The sequence below is a fragment of the Gimesia alba genome, from assembly GCF_007744675.1.
GTDB classification, from domain to species: domain Bacteria; phylum Planctomycetota; class Planctomycetia; order Planctomycetales; family Planctomycetaceae; genus Gimesia; species Gimesia alba.
This window is the reverse complement of sequence record NZ_CP036269.1, coordinates 3,202,066-3,222,674: the sequence shown is the minus strand read 5'-3', so window position 1 is coordinate 3,222,674 and position 20,609 is coordinate 3,202,066. Positions and strand designations below refer to the sequence as shown.

Here is a 20,609-nt window from a genome sequence, read left to right as displayed (position 1 = left end):
GCCTGCCAGGGATAACTGAGAGATCTCCCTCAACTCCCCACCAAAGCGCATCTTACGAGGTTACTAGATCTACGCTGCTTTTGACCAGTCAATCTGGTCGGTTTTCTCATGAATTTTCGACTTCCATGAAAAAAGAATGTGAACATTCCATTATCTCAAAGAGTCTCTGAAGTTCATCCCCTTGAGACTAGGCGAATCTTAAAAAGTGTGATATACGACTTTCACAGAAGGCTAAGTCGTTTCACTTTTTGCAAAACATATTTATATAATTAGTTTTCATTGTTAGCTCGTCCAAATTTTGAAGCAGAATCGGCAGGCGCGAGCTCATCTGAAAGCATGATTGTCAATGGAAAATCTTCATCAAACCCTCAGCGAACAGGAAGTGATTCAGTGGTTTGAATCAAATCTCCCTGTCGAAGACTATCGGAATAAAAGCATCCTCCTGATCGTTCCGGATGCAACTCGGACTGCTCCGTTACCACTTCTTTTTTCGACATTCCATCGTCTACTCAGCCCTGTCGCAAAACGGATTGATGTCCTGGTTGCTCTGGGTACACACCCTCCGATGCCCGAAGCGGACATTTGCCGCTTACTTGGAATTTCCGAGAACGCCAGACAAGCCGAATACAACGAAGTCGGGCTTTATAACCACGAGTGGGACAACCCTGACAGACTCACAGAAGTTGGTACTCTCACAAAACAGGAGACCTCAGAAATTTCCTCGGGGCTTCTGGAAATGGAAGTCCCGGTCACGATCAATTCGCGGATCAAGGATTACGATTTGCTGCAGATTATGGGGCCTGTTTTTCCACATGAAGTGGTCGGTTTTTCGGGTGGCAGTAAATATTTCTTCCCTGGAATCTCTGGTCCGGATCTGTTGAATTTTTTCCACTGGCTGGGCGCGTTGATAACCAACGTCGGAATTATCGGAGTTAAATCGACCCCTGTTCGTGAAGTTGTCAATCGATCAGCCGCGATGATTCCAAATGAGAAACGCTGCATCACCTTTGTCGTCGCTCCCGACAGTTCGCTGTATGGTCTGTTTTATGGCACACCAGAAACGGCCTGGGAATCTGCCGCTGATTTATCCGGTCAGATTCATATCAAACGCAAGCCTCGCCCGTTCAAGCAGGTTCTGTCTTGTGCCCCTCTCATGTACGATGAATTATGGGTCGCCGGAAAGTGTATGTACAAGCTGGAACCGGTTGTCGCAGATGGGGGTGAGTTAATTATCTACGCACCTCATATGAAAGAAATTTCTATCACGCACGGCAAACTGATTGAAGAAGTCGGTTATCATGTTCGTGATTACTTTACAAAACAGTGGGACCGGTTCAAAGATTATCCTTGGGGAATTCTGGCACACTCTACCCATGTCAGAGGGACCGGCACCTTTGAAAACGGCGTTGAACATCCTCGAGTTCAAGTGACATTGGCCTCACAAATTCCACCGGAACTCTGTCAGAAAATAAATCTTGGCTATCGGGATCCCGACAGTATTGATATTGAATCGTTTGCAAATCGGGAAGATGAAGGAATTCTTCTCGTTAGAAAAGCAGGAGAGCACCTTTACCGTCTGGAAAACGAGTAATCTGCTCTCAACATGGCTTGACGCAATCATAATTTTCGAATTGGTTATCAGACTTAAAATTAAAATTTGAAGACAAAACTATGCCTATCCATTCAGAACAATTTGAATTAAAAGCACGTTTAGAAATGGCTTTATTGGCTTCTGAAAAGGCCAGTGAACTGATTCTGCAACATTACCAGTCTCCTGATCTCCAGGTTGATCGCAAAAGTGACGACTCTCCTGTGACGATTGCGGACCGGGGTGCTGAAGAAATCTTACGAGCAGAAATCACACTCGCGTTTCCCGATGACAGCATCATGGGAGAGGAATTACCAGCCGTTGAAGGCACCAATGAATTCAAATGGATTCTCGATCCGATTGATGGAACGAAACCATACACGCAAGGAGTCCCCTTGTTTGGAACTCTATTGGGCCTGGAAGAGAATGGTAAACTGGTCATGGGGGTCTGTCGGTTCCCGGCACTGGATGAAGTGGTCTATGCCATCAAAGGTGACGGTGCGTGGTGGAAAATCAGAAACCAGGAACCACGACGCGCCAAAGTCTCTGAGAAATCAAATCTGTCGGAATCTGTCTTTTGCACAACAACGATGACCCGCTGGGAAACGATTGGTAAACAAAAGGCCTACGAGAATCTCTGTCGGAATTCCTATCTGGCACGAGGCTGGGGAGACTGTTACGGCCACATGCTGGTAGCGACCGGACGCGCCGAAGTCATGATTGATCCCGTTCTGAGCCCCTGGGATGCAGCGGCGTTGGTCCCGATTCTGGAGGAAGCAGGGGGACACTGGATCGACTTTGACGGGAACCCTTCGATTTACACAGGCAACGGAATGGCCGTTAATGCAGCCTTAAAAGACGAGGTCCTGCAGATCATTTCCCAATAAGCCCGGGATTTTGTCTGCAATCGGGTGGCTCTGAAGTCCCATTGATCCAATTCCCCATTGTTTGCTACGATCTCAGGTGGAAGGATTTCGCCTCACCTATTCCGGGATTGTACCGCAACTTCAGGGAAGAATACGTATGGCCGGTTACAAGGAACATATCAGCGTCAGTGGTTTACTGGGAATCGGATACGGTACGGTTTCCACTTTCTTCTTTGGTTTTACTCCCACTCAGGGCATTCTTTCGGGTGTCTTGTGCTGGATCGGTGGTATGCTGCCCGATCTGGACTCAGAAACAGGGCGTCCGATCAAAGAACTCTTCAGCCTGACAGCAGCTGTTGCTTCATTTGTCACTATGCGGAGCATGATCCGCGTCGGTACCGACCCTGATACCGCCATCCTGGTCGCTGTGGTGACCTATGCAGCGGTTCGATATGGCGGTTCCTTTATTCTGGGAAAGTTTGCTGTTCACCGCGGTATGTTTCACAGCCTGCCTGCGTTAATGATAGCTGGAGAGTCCGTCTTTTTGACCTATACCAGTGATTCCTACGCCGTCAAATTTCTGATGGCGGGCGGCATCTCTTTAGGCTTCCTGTCTCACTTGGTGCTCGATGAAGTCTATAGCGTGGAACGTAAGGGAGTCATACTCCGTTTGAAAAAATCCTCTGGCAGCGCGCTGAAATGGTTCGGGAAAGGCCTCTTCGGAAACGCCGTCGCTTATGCGATATTACTGACAATGACTTATATCACTTTGGTAGAATCCGGCGTGCTGGTTCCACCGCAGCAAGCTGCCCCCACGAAAGAAAACCCGCCTCCCATTAAGCAGGCATCGCCCTTCAGAACAACCGAACGCTTTTGAATTTCCGGTTAATCAACGGCAACTAATAGAAACCTGAGCACCAGTCAATTATAATCGAATCCCATTTCGTGGTTCGAGTTTGAATTGCGTCTTTCGTGGATCGTCATTGTAGAGGGTTACAGGATATGAAAATTGCCGGCGTACAAATGGATGTTTCTCTGATGTCAAAAGAAGAGAACCTCGCGCGCATCATTGAAAAAATGAATGAGACGTCTGTCGCGAGAGCAAACCTGACAGTGTTCCCGGAATGTGCGATCACCGGTTACTGTTTTGCTGATCTTGAAGAGGCGATCCCTTTCGCAGAGTCGATTCCAGGTCCTTCCACTGAGAGACTGCAACAGGCATGTCGCGAACTGAACCACTCAGTCGTTGTGGGGATGCTGGAGCGTGGAGAACAAGGAGTTTATAATGCCGCCGTTCTGATTACACCGGACGGAGTCCTGGGGAGCTATCGCAAAATACACTTGCCCTATCTGGGAGTAGACCGGTTTGCGACTCCTGGAGATCGAGAATTTGCTGTCTACGAACATCCCCAAGCCAAGATCGGCCTCAATATCTGCTACGATAGTGCCTTCCCGGAATCGTCCCGCATCATGGCACTCCAAGGTGCTGATTTCATCGCGCTCCCTACAAACTGGCCTTCCGGCGCAGAATGTATGGCAGAGCATGGAGTCAATATGCGCGCAATGGAAAATGGAATTTATTATTGTGCCATCAATCGAGTTGGCTATGAGCGCGGGTTTCATTTTATCGGCAAAAGCCGCATTTGTTCGCCTTCCGGTGAGACGTTAGCAAGTGCCTCCGGAACAGACGAAGAAATTCTTTACGCGACAATCGATCCTGCCATCGCACGTAACAAAAGGGTAGACCGAGTCCCCGATCAACACGTGATTGACCGCCTGGCTGATCGACGCCCTGAAATGTATGCGAAAATTGTTGAGCCGCATGGATTGCAGCCTCCTCATCGAAACTAAAATGCTCGACACGATCACTCGAGTAGCCCCGGAATCGTGATTCTCTTAAAAACCGAGAGCGTAATCATAGTTTTTTGGTACAGTCTATGCTGTTTCCTGCTGCTGCAAGCTGGATCCGATCTCTTTTGGGTACATGGCTCAATTTTGGAAAACACCGGCTGTCAAAATGATGTTTAAAATACAATGCATATTGAGCCAACTTGTATCAATTGGTTAACACCTGCTGTAAATTCCAGTAAATAATCGCATTCGCTCTCTTTTAGAAAAGATGCAAATGAGTTCCAGACTGTTTCAACATATGATCGCAGCTTTGGTACTCGCCGCCTTCTCTGGCATCTGCTTTCAGACTCTGGTACTCAATCCAACAGATGTGCTGGTTGGCCCCCAGGATCAGGGTCACAATGATACCACCAATCAATTTATCGCCTTTAAAAGTTATCAAAAATTCTGCCTTGAGCAGCATGATCAATTCCCCTTCTGGAATCCGTATTCGCTCTTTGGCATGCCTTGGCTGGGATCTCCGCAATCATCGTTGTTCTATCCACCAAACTGGGTCTTCTTTTTCAGTAATGCGTTGACGACGATCAGCTGGATGCTGATTTTCCATCATTGGTGGGCTGGCTGGGGGGCTTACTTACTCGGCCGAAAATACAAACTCAGCTTCTTCAGTTCTCTCTTGTCAGGTATTGTTTTTCTGGCAGCACCCTATTTTGTCGCCAAAACGGGAGAAGGGCATTACACGTCGATTACACAAATCGCCTGGTTCCCCTGGATCTTATATGGCTATGAATTCTTAATCGAAGGTCGCAAAAAAGCAGTCCCGATTTTGGCAATTCTTATTTCTCTGGCATTTTTCAGTGGACATGTTCAGGAACTCTTTTACCTGCTGCTATTTCTCACAGCCTCGATTGGAATCGAGTCATTGATCGCCCTGATTCAGAAAAGGAAGCCGCAACAATCCGAACAAGACCTGTCTGAGAATAATGAACTTGTAGCTACGAATGATCCTGTTTCAGCAGCGACCATGAGCCGAGGTTGGTTCTTTGCAGGTTTACTGACCCTCGGATTGGTTGCCATCGACTTGATTCCCGTTTCAATCTACACTCAACAGGCGGTTAGATCTGGGGGCATAGACCTGAAAGTGCTGCAAAGCGGCAGTCTTGCTGCTCCCAGTCTGTTGCAGTTGCTGGATCCGTTTGTCTGGGGAGGGCCTGATCAATACCGGGGACCGGGCGGCTATTACTGGGAAGCGGTTTGCTATTTTGGATGTTTGCCGGTGTTACTCGCATGCCTGGGCTGCTTGACTTCTTTCAAAAACCGAACGGTTATTCGACTGACTTTGATTGGTTTGGGGGCTTTCTTACTCGCATTCGGCCCACATCTCCCTTTTTATACGCTTTGTTACAAAATCATCCCCGGATTTTCCATGTTTCGAATCCCCGCGCGAATGATGTGGATTTGCTCCTTGGTGATTGCCATGCTAGCTGGTTTTGGCAGTGAAGCAATCGCCTCTCTATTTTTAAATTCAGCCAGAAAAAGATATCGCAACTTTGCCATCGTCTGCTTTACCGCAGTCTTACTTTTCCTGGCGAGCCTGTTGATCTATTCAGGAGGATTCGTTTCCCTGAACCTTAATCCGGGACAAATCATGAAACTGCAACTGATCTCAATCATGATTGCTGTAATGGGGGTTTCTGCAGCCGTATTCTCAGCCTGCCTTTCCCGTAAGACCGCAATTGGAGGCGTGATTCTGCTTTGCATCCTTTGTTCCTGGGAGCTTTCCCTGCATAGCGCGCATATCTTAAGAACCATTCCTCAGACCTCATTTCGTGAGGAAACCAAAATCATCGAATTCTTAAAAGAGAATCTAGGACAGCATCGCGTCTTGGTGGGACAGAAACTATTAAGTGACCGTGAAGCATGGAAACATCAGATTCTGAAAGTGCAGGGGTATGAACCAGTGCCACTTGTCCGCCTCGGCCTGCTGGCAGCGGCAACGTTCCCTCAACCTGATGCTGCTTTAATGATGGCGGGTTATAGCGAGCCCCAACTTAACACAGCAAGACCGCCTCTGTTGAATCTGATGAGTATCAAATACGCGATCCTGCAAACCGATCAAAAGATCGAGCTCGTTGGCTGGAAAATAATTGAGCGGGGGACGATTCCAGAGGAGTTTGCACTCCGAAACACGGAATCAGCACACGTTCCTTATTTGATCCTGGAAAACACCAATCCAATACCAAGAGCGTTTTTGACAGGTAAGACAAAACCTTTAAATCCTAATGAGCCAAGTAAACAAATTGTTGATTCCATCGCCAACGTCCAACCGCGTGACGAAATCCTGATGTCACAAGATCTCTTGCCTGCCGGGAAACGACAGACTTATCAAGCAGCTGAAATTTTAAAAGCAACTCCTAATCAGCTCCAAATCATGGCTGAACTGGACGCACCAGGATATCTAGTTCTTTCTGACATCTTCTATCCGGGATGGTCTGCACGAGTCAAAACAGCGGACTTACCTGTCTTACCTGCCGATTTTTCATTGCGAGCCATCCCACTACCAGCAGGAAAACATCAGATTCTACTCTCTTATGAACCTCCCGGATTCAAGATCGGACGTATCATCACAATCACCACGCTTGCGATCATTTTGATCTTACTGCTTATGCCTTTACGTTCTCCGCAAAAGACCAAGACAGACTAAACCAAATCTCATATCAGTAGAGAGAATGCAGCGGTCTTAAAACGATTTTCGCCAGAAGTTATGGTTTACGAATTTGGCTGTTTTTCTGACTTCTGTTTTTGTTTTCGTCGAAAGAACTCCTGGACACGCTCTTCAGTAGGCACAAAACTGCTCCCCGTAAATTTCCCCAGGGGGCGTTTCACCTTATGTACCAGATAGCGTCCTGAGCGAAATACAACAGGATGCGACCAGGGATAAGCGCCTTTCAAACTAACCGGATACTCGGGAGGCGTTAGCTGCTCCGGATTCGACGATTTCGCCAACGCAGAATCGCGGTTGAAGCCGCTCTCGATCAGGTCTGTGACAATAAATTTTTGCGGGCTTTCGTTGATAGCAGCATACATTTCGTTTCGATGGTTCGGACAAAAAATCCAGGCAGAGTCAAAAAAGACAAACCGTGTTGCGGGTTTGACAGACAGCTCCGGATATAAATACACCAGGGTCGTATTATAACAATGTAATTCTTCGTCTTTTAAATTTTGCGATTTCAAATACTGTTTCACCGCTTCCAGATCTTCCCAATCAACCTGCACCAGTAACGCCAGTTCTGATTTTAAACGGGCATTGCTGGAATTCATGACACAGGTCTTCCACAACCTGGCCCGCTCGGGTTTAAATGCCGGAAAAGAGAGCACAACCATCATCAGGAAAAACGCCATTCCCCCTTTCCAGCCCCAGGAGAAAGAGCGAGCTTCAAAACGTCTTCCTAAATAACCACCAATCACGGTAATTGCTAACAGATGAGAAGGGGGATGTACATAATCAAACAGATGCTGAAATGCGTACGATTGAAATAGCCAGCCCAGATACATCAATGCTAAGAGCACAAAGTCACGTTTTCCCGGTTCAACTGGAGAGTCTGCTGCCGTGTTTCGGCTATTTTTCCAGTAATTTACCAACGCCAGCAACGCGAGTGGCACCGCGATCAAATGCAGCAGAAACCAGGGATAGAATCGATACAAAAACTGGACATATCGAAATGGCTGCCATCCCGCTTTCCGTGCTTCCACATACTCAGGATTCCATTCCGTAAACGTTTCATAAAACGCAGGCCAGGCACCATTCTGCCACATCCAGAAAATCCCAATTCCACCTAGCACTAAACCTCCCAGCAATAGACCAGAGAAATCTATCAGTAGTCTTCGAAATTGGTGGACAATTAACAGTGATCCGATCCAGACACACAATGCAGGTACTGCAACGAATGGTTTCACCCAAAAAGCTGTTGCCCAAAAAAGCCCTTCCAGAAACGCCCACCCCCAAATCGATGCCAACGAAACCTGATCACGATCGAGAAGTCGATCTATTTGCTTGCGTCGAAGCCAGAGTGCCGCCATTGAAGGCAGAAGCATTAGAGTATCTCGTTGAAAGTGAGACCACTCTGAAATTGAAAAATAAAAAGAAAACAGGGCAATCCCAATCCAGAGCATCCCTGTCAGCGAAAGATGATTCCTGCGATTCCACAGCATTAGCAGGAACGTAGTCCCACTAAAAATGACAAGATCGACAACTAGAATTGCATCAGAGCTCATCCCCACGAGAGGGCGAACCAGCATATGCACCCAGACGATCCCCGGCAGATTTGTCTCAAACATATCCTGATATAATGTTCCTCCATTGAGAACCATTTGTGCCTGCAAGTCATAAAACACGACATCTGTTGCCAGAGGCATTCTAATGAAAAGCGGGACATTCAATGTCAGAATCAGCAAAAAGACAATAATCGCTATCCATGTGAACGCCGTTATTTGCCCGGTCAACTGATCTCTCACCACAAATACTCCACATAAATACACTTAACACGACATTCCTGAAGACCAGAACCAAAAAACACTATAGACAGTATAAGCACTATAGGTAAAATAAATATGTTTTGTTTGACCAAAAATATGCCATTTTTATCAGGGACGTACAGAGTTCTCCTGATTGCACTGTTATGCTGATCCCAATCAAAAGACTGTTTTGACATAGATTTCACCAATTTTTGTATTTCAAATTATTTAAAAGTCACTTCAAAACAAAGATCTTCATCACGTGGACCTAGCACACCTCACCGAACTGATTGATTTGGAAGAGACATATTGGTGGCACGTTGCCAAACGCAAGCTGGTCACTGAGATCTTGATTTCCGAGTTTCCTCCCCCCGGTTTAGTGATTGAAGGTGGGATTGGTTCGGCACGGAACTTACTGGAGTTCAGTCAACTAGGTTATGACGTCATCGGCTTTGACCTGTTAGAAGAAGCGGTAGACCATGGTCGTTCACGTGGATTAGAAAAAGTATTCGTTCATGAATTGAGTCAACCCTGGCCAGTTGCTTCTGCTTCTGCGAAAGCAGTCCTCTTATTAGATGTCATGGAACACATGAAAGATCCCGTAGAATTACTGAAAAACGCAGCAGAAACTCTGACAGAGGATGGAGGAATCATCATTACCGTTCCCGCCTATCCAATGCTGTATTCAGACTGGGATCGAAAACTGGGCCACTTCTGTCGTTATACAAAATCGAAATTCCGTCTAAATGCAGAGCAGGCTGGATTAAAAGTGAAATGGGTCACCCACTGGAATTCATTTACTTTACCCGCTGCGATTGCCTCTCGTGGTAGAGACAAAATCTTGAAACGAAGGCAGGATTCCCCCCCCTGCTTCACGCGGGTTTCACGGTTTACGAATGCTTGCCTGAAGTCGTTCGCGCAACTCGAACGAAAGTTCATTCATTCGATAGGCGTTCCGTTTGGTCTTTCTCTGGTAGGAGTTTTAACCAAATGAATCAAGAACAGCCTGCCTCTTCAGCACCTGCGCGAATGCCTATTAATGAGGCGTTAATTTCTATCGTACTGCCGGTATTTAATGAGCAGTCCGTCCTGCCGCAACTACTTCAGGCTGTGGAAGAATCGCTCCAATCAACTGGCAGTCAGTATGAAATCATCTTCGTAAACGACGGTTCCTCAGACAAGAGTGGGCCCATCCTGGATGATCTTGCCGATTTGAACTCACGGGTCCGCATTCTCCATTTCGCTAAGAATTTTGGACATCAGGCTGCTGTGCAGGCCGGCTTACTTCACGCAACGGGCGATGCCATCGTCATTATGGATGCCGACATGCAGGACAGTCCTGCTGCCATCATCGATTTCATCGAATACTGGCAATCTGGCTACGATGTTGTGTATGCGATTCGTACAGACCGTAAAGAAGGTGTGTTCAAACGCTGGGCATTTCAAACGTTCCACAAAACACTCAACTTAATCGCCAGCACATCGATTCCACGAGATGCCGGCAACTTCGGTTTGATTGACCGTCAAGTCGCCGTTCAAATTGCACAGCTCAATGACCGAGACCGCTACTTTCCTGGACTCCGTTCCTGGGTTGGGTTTCGCCAGATTGGTGTGCCCGTTGAGCGATTGGCCCGCTATGACGAAAACCCGCGCGTCTCATTCATCCAGTTATGCCGACTGGCTAAGACCGCTATTTTCTCATTTTCCTTTTTCCCTCTGATGATTTTCTATGTCATTGCCGCCCTGTCTGCAGTTGTCTGCATAGCGCTGACTTCTTTTGTGCTGTATCATAAACTAATCACCGGGCTGGCCATTCCTGGCTGGGCCTCTACCACCATCACCGCCTCATTTTTTGGCACCTTGAATGCACTGGGAATTGGAATTTTGGGTGAATATGTCACACGGATCTACGACCAGGTCAGAGCACGTCCCATGTTCATCGTAGGGACTAAAACCAACTTCGATTCCCCGGAATTGGAAGCCCCGCTTTTAGCACGATCAAAGACGACGCAAGATACTGCAAAGAATGAGGTCGGGGTAAACGCTGATCAGGAATTTTCTCAGCAGCCTTGATCCCCCGGAGAGCGTGATACAGCCTACTGAGAGGTATGCCTTACGATGCTGACTGAATCCTGAAGTCGTGAAATTGGTTTTTCGCCTGACTCCTGATTCCGATCGACATCTTTACTCTGAGTAGTATGCAGCAGCCGTGGTCGAAATACGACCATCAACAGCATCGGCAGATACCACAGCAGATACACGCTTCCCTGCTGAGGATACCAGAGCAGGGTGGCGATGATTATCGCTGTGGTATGCGACATCAGATGCCCCAGATTTTTCTTGCGCGGCCAGATTGTCAGACAGGCAATCAACAAGACAAAACCAACAAATACGGGAATTCGATAGGCAGAATCGTAGGCACTCCAGAACCCAGCCATTTGCTGACCGCCTTCAAATTTGAGAACTGACCAGTCGATCGAACCAATCGTCTGTTGTGTAAATGAAAAACGATCCACAGAAGTCAGAACCAGACTCCCCAGTAAAACGACCGCCACAACGCTGCCGGAAAGCACAAACCGCTTCAGTCCGTTTTTCCAGTAAAAACTAGCCCACAACGGTAAGAGAAAGACGGGAAAAAACATGGCGCCACATGCCAAACCCATAAAAATCCCGGAAAGTATCGGCTGCCGATAGGTAACGAACGCCCAAACCAGCAAGGCAGCAGGAAGCACATGATTGGCTTTACTGACATCATAGGCCGTACAAGGCAACAGGAGATAAAGTAATGCCATAGCCAGACCAAGCTGAGTATCTGCAAAATGGACTCTACCCATTATGATCAACCCCACAACCACAAACGCATGTGCCAGAATTGCCATGATCCGTGCAGCCAGAGTCGCAGGATCCAAGCTGGATTGCGCCACGGCACTGGAAAGTGGAACGACTGGTGCAACAAAAAGGCGAGCGGTAGGCCCTGCTTCCGGTATTTTCTGTTTTTGAGCAACAGTCATATCTTCCATGCTTAACAGACTATCGGCTTGCTTCACTGTTTGAATGGTTTCGGCCGCTGGTTTCTCTGTGAAAACGCGCACCATAAAAAAAGCGAAAATCGAAACGCAGAGAAAGGCCATCCCAAAGCTATTCAGATTCTGCTCTCCACGTGGTCTGCGTTGAAAGAAACAGTCAACGCTCATTCGGATCACAAATAATCCGGTCCCTGCAAATAACCAGATATTTCCCAAGACAGGATGGTCACTGAGAAATAAGAGACCGGGTGAAATCGACAGTAATAAAAACAGATCCAGATTGCGCAGCGAAGCAATACGGTCAAATCGGAAAAAGACCGCTAGCGTCAGCAACAGGGATAAGTAAAACCATGTCGCCTCACTTACATAATAATCAGGTAAGATGTGGTTCATACGAAAATACCGCCAGTGATTAGAATTGATCACCAGTCGAAAATTTTATACGTCTGAGTAAGAAACAGGTCCCCTTGCTTTCACTCAAACGAATGTGCCAAGTCAAAATCAAGATCATTTGACCTTTGACTGGCAGCGAAATCTGCACTCATTGTTCACACATTTCAAAATTTAAACCACCCGATATTTGCTTTTTTCTCAAGTTCTGTCAGATTTCCGACACAAGACAGACCACATGTACACATTGGTGATTCTACGATATTTCATCCCCCAATTTCAATAGCACTCTTAATTATTCAGCTGATCTTACACATTAGCGATCGAGCATCCGTTCAAAAAATCGAGACGAAAGTACCAGATTCTCTTTGAAAAATGAATTCAATGCTGCCATCATGAAGACACACGGGCACAATGGACTTACGAGTCCAGAACGATCGGAATTCGTTCTCCCTTGCTCACAACTCAACCAGGATTGAGGTTATTTTAAATGAGAACTCTCTCTATCACACGCTTGATGTTACCTCTTTTTATTTTATTTCTTTTAATCCAGAATCCTGTTTCTGCAGATGATCAAAAGCAGATCCAGCCTGTTTCTCAGATTACCAAATCATGTCTCAATAAGTTGAACTCGGATCGGGGGCTTTGTGTAGTCCTGGGACTACCGAAGACCGGAAACGCCTCTTTAGTCACTGAACTTGTCCAAAACAGCCATTTGCAGGTTTATTTTCAATCTGAATCTCCAGAAGAAGTGAACCAGGTAAGGAAGCTGGCTGATCAACGGGGACTGTTAGGACAACGAATTTTCGCGGATCAGGGAAAGAATGATTCCATTGCGCTTGCCAGTAATCTGGCCGATGTCATCTTTGTTCAAATCCCAACGGACAAACCAGCTAATCAGCAGGAACTTTTGCGAGTGTTGCGACCTCAAGGGACTGCCTATACCACTGATTCAGAAATTACAAAACCAGTCCCTGAGGGAAATGATTATTGGGATCATCCCTACCACAGGCCGGATAATAACCCACAATCGACCGATCAAAACGCAAGATCTCCTTATCGGACTCAATTCCTGGCAGACCCTAAATTTTCCCCGATGCCGGAAGTCTCTGTCGCCGCAGGAGGCAAGGTCTACAAAGCATTCGGTCACATAGCTCATAAACAGAATCAGAACGCTATCTTGAATACATTGATGTGCATCAATGCTTACAACGGCACGATTCTCTGGAAACGTAAACTTCCTGAAGGCTTTATGATTCACCGGAACACCATGATCGGTACAGAAGACGCCTTACTCATGGCCGACAACGAATCGTGCAAAATCATTGATAGTGAAACAGGCGAGATTCGGGACGAGATTGTAATCGATGAGAAACTAGCTGATGGCCCTGTCTGGAAATGGATGGGAATGCAGAATGGAACCCTTTACGCGCTCATCGGAAATAAGGAAGTCAAAGTCGACACCCAGAAATCGGCCCGACGCGGGCTGGGCCATTGGCCCTGGGGAATGTGGAAAGGGCACGACTATTCTGACCCTAAAAAAGCGTTTGGTTTCGGCCGAACCTTTGTGGCGATCAATCCTGCCACGAAAAAAGTTCTCTGGCATTTTCGCGACAAAGACTACATCGACAGTCGCGGCGTCTGTATGAAAAATAACCATATTTTTTATTATTGCCCTGATAAATTTCTAGCCTGCCTGAATATCGAAAATGGAAAACAGGTTTGGAAAAATGACGATAAAAAACTACTGGCTTCGATTGGCTCCAATCAGAAAGCACAGCATTATGTCACAGGTTATGCCACCACCAACTACATCAAGTGCAGTGACGACTACTTGTTTTTTGCAGGCCCACAACGCCTGCATCTGGTCACCGCCTCGGCCGCTGACGGGTATCTCATGTGGGAGAAAGAACACGGAAATCTGCAACTCGTCTTACGAAAAGATGGTATTTATGCTGCCGGGCCGAAAGAAACCGGGATGAAGCTTGATTATGCCACCGGAGAAAAAATCGCGTCGCTCCCCACACGCCGTGCCTGCACCCGTGCCACCGGGAGCGTCGACAGCATTTTTTTTCGCACCAGAGGAGGCACGGTCCGACTGGAAACCGAATCACATTCAGCACAACACATCGCCCCCATGCGGCCTCCCTGTCAAGACGGGGTGATTGTTTCTAACGGGTTACTCTATTGGGGGCCCTGGATGTGTGGCTGTGAGCTCTCGCTTTACGGGCATATCTGCCTGGGTCCGGAAAAGAATTCCGCTGCACCAGCTTCCCAGGCTCCTCCGCGGCGCGTTGCCTATGCAAGTGACCTGTTGAAAGTTGAGCCATTAGCCGCCCGCACTGGTGAATGGCCAGCATTTCGAGGCGACAGCCGACAGTCCTCAACGACCAGCGTATCAATTCCAGATAAAACCAAACTCAGTTGGACGACCCAAGTCACGCAGTCCGCATTGCCAACGGCTCCGGTCATCGCCGGAAATTTGATTTTTGTAGCTGATCGAAATGGTGTTGTGACAGCTTTTGATATGCAAGGCAAGCAGGTCTGGAAACAATATACAGGAGGAGCCATCTATTATCCTCCTACAGTTAACAACGATCGTCTGTTTGTGGGTTCCGCCGACGGGCGGGTCTATGCCTTTGAAGCAAAAACCGGAATACCGCTCTGGTCGTTTCGCGTAGCGCCTGAGCAACGCTGGATCCCCGTGTATGGAAAACTGATTTCTACCTGGCCCGTCTCCGGGGGAGTCGTCGTTCAGAACAACACGGTTTATGCTGCGGCGGGGATCGCCCATTTTGATGGAACGCACATTGTCGCATTAGATGCGGAATCTGGTGAGTTGCAGCGGGAAAATAACACCTCAGGTGCACTCTCAGAAACTGTGAATAGCGGAATCAGCCTGCAAGGTAGCTTATACATTGATGAAAACGAACTTCGGTTTCTCGCAGGAGGCGTCTATGAAATTGCCCGGTATGATCTGCAGACTTTGAAATGCTTGAATACGCCCCGCGCAGAAGTGACATCACAGTATCGAACTGCCTTCTATCCCTATTACCCGGACTATGGAAAATATCTTTCCATTGAGCACACTCTGGCCGATCGACGGGAACTGGTACATGATGCCAGCTACGAGGGGAGTGCCTTTACCAATCTCACACTGAAAGAAGCCTTACCTCCGGGTGCACCGAAGGTGAAAAAAGAAGTAGCCCGCTGGTTAAGTATGCGTGCCAGGCGCACGGGAGAAGCTTTTAAACGCAAAAACCTCTGGATCGACCAGAAGCAACGACGCTTCACCAGTTTTATTGTTTCTCCGGAAACACTGTTAACAGCAGGACATCCGGACGAAAAATCAGACGCTCCTTTTCTAACGGCCATTGATATTAATCAGGGCACCGACCTCTGGTCACACCCGTTGCCAGCATTGGCAGTAAAGGGGGGAACGGCCATTGATCCCGAAGGAAGAATTGTGGTCACTTTAGAAAATGGACAACTTCTCTGTTTCAGTAAAGATTGATCCTACAGCATTAAAAGCAGAATTGGTTGACTTTCCGACAGAAGCGAAATCCGTTACGTTAGAAGCGTCAAACCATTCTCGATCATACTACTACTGAAATTTCATTCCCATGACTACATCATCAATCCATCTTTATCATTCAGGAATCGAAAATCCCCCTGAAGGTCAAAGTAATTTTGCTCGCCTAAAATTCAGCAACCTGGATTCGGACGGCTTCTCGAATATCACCCGCGACGCGCTGAATTCGCGGTTTGCAGAAACCAATTGTGATTACATGGGCTTCCTGGAATCGCCACAGACCATAGATCAGTCATTCTTTAATCAACTGAACGACCTTGAGTTGAATCCTGATCAGAAGGGAGTCTATTTCCTGCCTTTCAGTGAGTCCAGTCTGTTTGTCAATGCATGGGAAACGCTGCCTACCGTCGCAGCTTCGCTGGCAATGAATCCACTGCATCATTCAGCCGTACTGATTCGAAAAACAGATTTTAACACCCTGAATAACCTCGAAGAATCCAGCACCCCACTCTGGCAGACATTGATTCTCCTGGCGCAAGCCGGCGTTCCGAGCCAACTGATTAAGCCCTCTGTCTCCTCAAAAGACGACCTCAGTTCAGTCGGCTTTCCAGAACTGGCTCCGGAAAATCCCGGTCCTGATCAGGATTGGCTTCTCCACTTGCTCCGGGCTTATGAACCAGCTCTGGATCTCCCTTCCATTACATCACAAGCCGACGCTACGGCGCTCAAAGCGGGCTTATTCTGCATTCATGATTATCTGGACGAAAGTCATCAATATTCACAGTCAGTCCAAAACCAGGGCATACACCGAGCGGGCGACTATTGGCATCATATCATGCACCGCAGAGAGCCTGACTATTCAAATGCCAAATATTGGAGCAGGGCGGTAGGCTATCATCCACTGCAAGACATCTTACCAGACGTTGTTGGAAACTTGTTTAATTTGGAGGGCAGCGTTTCCGTAGAGGACTGGAAAGACAGGCTCCTGCAAAATAACCGTTGGTCCCTGAACACATTTGTCGATTGTTGTGCGGAATGTGAAGCAACACATGATCCGGAATTAAACAGATTCGCACAAACGATACAATGGATTGAAATGCAACTCCTGCTTCAGAAAACATCTCAAGATGCTGTAAGAGGTTAAGTCGAAGCCGGTTTTCATAACTACCAACAGTCTCAAAGCCCGAAAAAGCGTTTTTTTTCCCCGATTGTCGTTCAGAATGCCAAATCACTAGAATTGGGCCGTTAAATTCTGTTGACAGCCGCGTTTGCGCGGTTATGATTTAAGTACTTACCGCTCAATCCTCCTGCGACTCCTGCGGGCAAACCGAGTGGATATCCATCCATGGGATTTCCTCCGAGATGTATTTTCGCAGGGCCACCAAGCAGGAACGAGAACATTCCTTCGGTCTTTTTCTCAGTGCCGACAGCGCATACCTTTTTGGAACCTTCCCATATTGCTGGTGTTCATTTTCGGTGAAGTCTCCATCTGTTACCATTTCACCGAATGAACCTGATTCCTCAAGTAAACTGTAATCGTCGACCTCGACTGATTCATCAAAGTTAGTGGGACTGTTAGTATGTTTGGCTTTCCAGGCTGGATTGAAATTACCATCATTTTAGGGATTATCTTACTCCTGTTCGGCAAACGTTTACCAGGAGCAATGAATTCTCTGGGTAAGAGCATTGTCGAGTTCAAAAAAGGAGCGAGGGAAGACATCGATGAAGATTCATCTTCAAAACCTGATTCACTGAACTCTGAACAAGACAAGCAGCCAGAATAGAATTCCTGGAAAGTAAAATTAATCACGTCAAGTTGATTGAAGATGGTATAGAATAGAAACGAGGCTCAGAGGGCATCAGCTTTTAAGTAAAGCGCCCTTTCATACCTTAAAATAAAAGAGGTTCAAAAATGTTCCAGACAATTACACACATGACTCCTGTACCCGCAATGTTCGGAATGCCTGGCGGCTATGAAATGATCATCGTCGGGATCATTGCACTGCTACTGTTTGGTAAGCGATTACCTGAAGTCGCGCGTAGCTTGGGCAAGGGAATTGTTGAATTCAAAAAAGGTGTGAGTGGAATTGAAGACGAAGTCAATCAGGCTTCTTACTCTCAATCACAGCCTGAAACTCCTCGCCCCACACCAGAAGAACGTTCTGATGAGTTCTCAGCTCCCAAGTTTGAAGTTCCCAGTTCAGAACCCAAAACAGAAGAGAAGTCGGAACAGGCGTAAGCATTCCTGTTTATGTCAGATCGGGTAATCCGGTCTGACTTAATATGGAGCTTTATTCAGCACTTCGACATCAACGATCCGCCCTGAAGGCTTCGTCAGATCCAGGATAATCGGGTCAGGGGTGACTTCTTTTGAGATGTTTCCGGCTGCATCGCGTGCTACAACCTGCAGATAAAATTTGGAAGGGTTGCCCGGTCCCACAGACCAGGTAAACCTTCCTGTATCTTCCTGCCAATCAACAATGGGTTCCCAGGGACCATTGGGCTGAGTCGAATAATTGATGGCAATCGACTTCTCTGCAGGATTCTGATCACTCATCGCCCAGGTAATGGTCACTTTATTCGCTTCGCCTCCCAGTCCCTGCTTTATGGGATGCAGTTTGATAGCCGGTGCTGTGCGGTCAACAACAATCACGACGTCCGGCTTCTCACCAGGCTTCGGTAATGCATCCGCCAGACCCACTCCACTGCGGACTCGCAGTGCAAAGCCATAAATTCCATCATGGGGAACTTCTACATGAAAAGGGCTTTTTTTGTCCTCATCTTCACCGTACTTATACCACTTCTGACCATTGTCTTCTGTGATATACAGCTCAATTGCCCCAATCCCCGAAGGACCGACTTCATCGACCTGAAACCCGATCTGAAACTGTGTCCCGTTTAAGACCTGCTTCCGTTCCGGTGCCCAATTCTTTTCTGAAGCGGGATAGCGGTTTTTCGCATAGTGCGGACGCTTCTCCGGAGCATCGGCGACAAATTGCCCTTTCACTGAATCCTGCATGGACTGACTGCCAGCCCCTGCTTTGGGGAACACACTGGGTAACTGTTGATTATTGGCAAGAGGTGTCTGCTGCTCAAACGGTTTTGGCTGAGTCGACTGTGGATCTTGTCCTTGGCCCGAGTAAGGAGCGAGTGGTTCAGGCTCAGACAACGTCAAACTGTTATCCGGCGTCCCTCCCTGTGCAATTGGCTGATTAAAATCGGGCAGGTCCTGTTTGTTTTTCTTTGGTACCGAGCGGCTTGCAGAAGCAACGACACGGATCTGTTTCTGGCTGCTTCCCACATTGTCTGCTTTGTCTTTGATCATTCCACGAACAGCAACAACGCCACCTTGAGAAATGGACCAGGTGGTCTGCCCCTTCCCATGCGGTGCAACAATCACCCGTTGCCAGTTCGGACTCCCGTTTTGAGAATACTCCAGTACCAGCTTACTTGGATCCAAATACTGATCTTCCGCGTTCCAGATTAACTGGACCTTGCCAGGAGAAATTTGTCGTAAATCGAGATCCAGCCGGGGAGGGGTGGTATCAATGACAACACGCAATCCAGGTTCAAAAACGGGTCCCGAAGGATGCAGCTGATTTTTTGAGTCCAGGGTGCGGACAGAAAACCAATACTCGCCATCCTGTGTCGCTTCAAATGGGAACTTGCGGGTGGCCGGAGAGACTGATTTCAAGTGATTCCAGGTGACACCGCGGTCTATAGAGACATACAGCCTGATTTCACGGGCTCCGAGACGATCGATTTCCGCCTGATCATAATGATAGGGAATTCGAAACTGAGTCTTACTGGTAAATACAGGCGCCGAAGGAACTCCAGCTGCCTGGGAAGAACCGGTTAAAATTCCCCAACAACTGCAACTGACTACCAGTAATGTCAATAGTCTCATGCCAATTCACCTCCATACCTGGACAACAACGATTTTCATGTTATCCAAGTTCGGAGCCCCCTCCTGAGAAGTTGTAAATATTTTTCAACAGCCAATACGTACGGGTACTAGTAAACCGAACCTTGACTATCTAGGCATATCGTCAAATCAGATCGTACGACTTGAGAGGATCTTTCTGGTTAGAACAGAAGCGCAGTAGAAGAAAAGCCTCCCTGTTTTGCGCAATATTCAAGAGGAGGCCCGTTCACACTCCGAATTCGTAAGCCAAGGGGGAATCAGCCTTTTCGGAGTGCGGCAATCTGATTCATATATTCAGTGGTCAGTTTCTGAATTCCGTCCAGATCGCCGGATTCGACCATCTGTTTCGTCACCAGCGAGCTTCCCAAGCCCACGGCACAGGCTCCCGCATTCAGATACGCAGGCAATGTCTCCAAATCAACGCCACCAGTTGGCATCAAAGGAATCTGGGGCAGGGGGCCGTGCAATGCTTTGAGGTAAGCCGGCCCTCCCACAAATGCCGGAAAGACTTTAATGATGTCAGCACCGGCTTCCCAGGCGGTCAGTACTTCGGTTGGCGTCAGTGCGCCGGTCATGATCAATTTGTCATACCGATTACATAATTCAATTACATCCGTATTGACGGTCGGTGTGACAATAAATTCGGCTCCCGCCAAGATCGCAGCACGGGCTGTCTCAGGATCAAGCACCGTTCCGGCCCCCAAGAGAATTTTATCTCCCAGTTCCCGTTTGACCTGTGCCAGAATGTCCAAAACTCCCGGTACTGTAAAAGTCACTTCAATCACATCCAGGCCACCTGCATAGATGGCTTTGGAAACATCAACCAGCAACTCACCCGATTGCGCACGAATAATAGCAACCGCACCACGATCAATCACCTGAGTGAAATCCGTATGTCGACTCATAAAATGAACAC

At 47.5% G+C, this 20,609-nt stretch carries 15 protein-coding genes; 11 read left to right on the top strand and 4 right to left on the bottom strand.

Annotated elements, in window-relative coordinates:
- Positions 1-346: 346 nt before the first annotated feature.
- The 5 genes from Pan241w_RS12045 (at position 347) to Pan241w_RS12025 (ending at position 7,009) form a co-directional block, all read left to right on the top strand.
- Positions 347-1,591, top strand: coding sequence for a lactate racemase domain-containing protein (locus Pan241w_RS12045; RefSeq protein WP_145215674.1), 1,245 nt, complete (start codon positions 347-349; stop codon positions 1,589-1,591).
- An 80-nt stretch (positions 1,592-1,671) separates the two neighbouring features.
- Positions 1,672-2,475, top strand: coding sequence for an inositol monophosphatase family protein (locus tag Pan241w_RS12040; RefSeq protein ID WP_145215671.1), 804 nt, complete (start codon positions 1,672-1,674; stop codon positions 2,473-2,475).
- Between the two features lie 136 nt (positions 2,476-2,611).
- Positions 2,612-3,331 carry a metal-dependent hydrolase gene (locus Pan241w_RS12035; protein WP_145215668.1) on the top strand — a complete coding sequence of 240 codons (720 nt, stop codon included), beginning with the start codon at positions 2,612-2,614 and terminating at the stop codon, positions 3,329-3,331.
- A 125-nt stretch (positions 3,332-3,456) separates the two neighbouring features.
- The gene (locus Pan241w_RS12030) at positions 3,457-4,305 is read left to right on the top strand and encodes a carbon-nitrogen hydrolase family protein (RefSeq protein WP_145215665.1); all 849 of its coding nucleotides are present in this window, start codon (positions 3,457-3,459) and stop codon (positions 4,303-4,305) included.
- Between the two features lie 274 nt (positions 4,306-4,579).
- The gene (locus Pan241w_RS12025) at positions 4,580-7,009 is read left to right on the top strand and encodes a glycosyltransferase family protein (protein WP_145215662.1); all 2,430 of its coding nucleotides are present in this window, start codon (positions 4,580-4,582) and stop codon (positions 7,007-7,009) included.
- Between the two features lie 65 nt (positions 7,010-7,074).
- Here Pan241w_RS12025 and Pan241w_RS12020 read toward each other — a convergent pair whose 3' ends face one another.
- Positions 7,075-8,820: a hypothetical protein gene (locus Pan241w_RS12020; RefSeq protein ID WP_145215658.1), complete on the bottom strand. Its 1,746-nt coding sequence runs from the start codon at positions 8,818-8,820 to the stop codon at positions 7,075-7,077.
- 262 nt (positions 8,821-9,082) lie between these two features.
- Between Pan241w_RS12020 and Pan241w_RS12015 the strand changes: the two genes are divergently transcribed.
- Positions 9,083-9,814: a class I SAM-dependent methyltransferase gene (locus Pan241w_RS12015; RefSeq protein WP_145215655.1), complete on the top strand. Its 732-nt coding sequence runs from the start codon at positions 9,083-9,085 to the stop codon at positions 9,812-9,814.
- Positions 9,811-10,893 (top strand): glycosyltransferase family 2 protein, encoded by a 1,083-nt coding sequence (locus tag Pan241w_RS12010; protein WP_145215652.1) that lies wholly within the window; start codon positions 9,811-9,813, stop codon positions 10,891-10,893. The genes Pan241w_RS12015 and Pan241w_RS12010 overlap by 4 nt, the downstream gene beginning before the upstream one ends.
- A 23-nt stretch (positions 10,894-10,916) precedes the next feature.
- On the opposite strand, the gene Pan241w_RS12005 is transcribed toward Pan241w_RS12010, so the two are convergent.
- Entirely contained in the window at positions 10,917-12,239 is a 1,323-nt protein-coding gene (locus tag Pan241w_RS12005) for a hypothetical protein (protein WP_145215649.1), read from the bottom strand.
- A 487-nt stretch (positions 12,240-12,726) separates the two neighbouring features.
- On the opposite strand from Pan241w_RS12005, the gene Pan241w_RS12000 reads away from it, so the two are divergent.
- From Pan241w_RS12000 to Pan241w_RS11985, 4 genes are all read left to right on the top strand, one after another.
- On the top strand, positions 12,727-15,750 hold the full coding sequence (locus Pan241w_RS12000) for an outer membrane protein assembly factor BamB family protein (RefSeq protein WP_145215646.1): 3,024 nt from the start codon (positions 12,727-12,729) through the stop codon (positions 15,748-15,750).
- Between the two features lie 109 nt (positions 15,751-15,859).
- Positions 15,860-16,912, top strand: a complete 1,053-nt coding sequence (locus Pan241w_RS11995; RefSeq protein ID WP_145215643.1) for a hypothetical protein — start codon at positions 15,860-15,862, stop codon at positions 16,910-16,912.
- A 436-nt stretch (positions 16,913-17,348) separates the two neighbouring features.
- A complete protein-coding gene (locus tag Pan241w_RS11990) occupies positions 17,349-17,552 on the top strand; it encodes a Sec-independent protein translocase subunit TatA/TatB (protein ID WP_145215640.1) in 204 nt (67 codons plus the stop codon).
- Positions 17,553-17,680: 128 nt separating this feature from the next.
- Positions 17,681-18,007: a Sec-independent protein translocase subunit TatA/TatB gene (locus tag Pan241w_RS11985; RefSeq protein WP_198000479.1), complete on the top strand. Its 327-nt coding sequence runs from the start codon at positions 17,681-17,683 to the stop codon at positions 18,005-18,007.
- Between the two features lie 39 nt (positions 18,008-18,046).
- On the opposite strand, the gene Pan241w_RS11980 is transcribed toward Pan241w_RS11985, so the two are convergent.
- Together Pan241w_RS11980 and Pan241w_RS11975 are read right to left on the bottom strand one after the other, a co-directional pair.
- The gene (locus Pan241w_RS11980; RefSeq protein WP_145215637.1) at positions 18,047-19,675 is read right to left on the bottom strand and encodes a hypothetical protein; all 1,629 of its coding nucleotides are present in this window, start codon (positions 19,673-19,675) and stop codon (positions 18,047-18,049) included.
- Between the two features lie 275 nt (positions 19,676-19,950).
- Complete coding sequence (locus Pan241w_RS11975) at positions 19,951-20,598, bottom strand: bifunctional 4-hydroxy-2-oxoglutarate aldolase/2-dehydro-3-deoxy-phosphogluconate aldolase (RefSeq protein WP_145215634.1); 648 nt, start codon at positions 20,596-20,598, stop codon at positions 19,951-19,953.
- Positions 20,599-20,609: the final 11 nt, after the last annotated feature.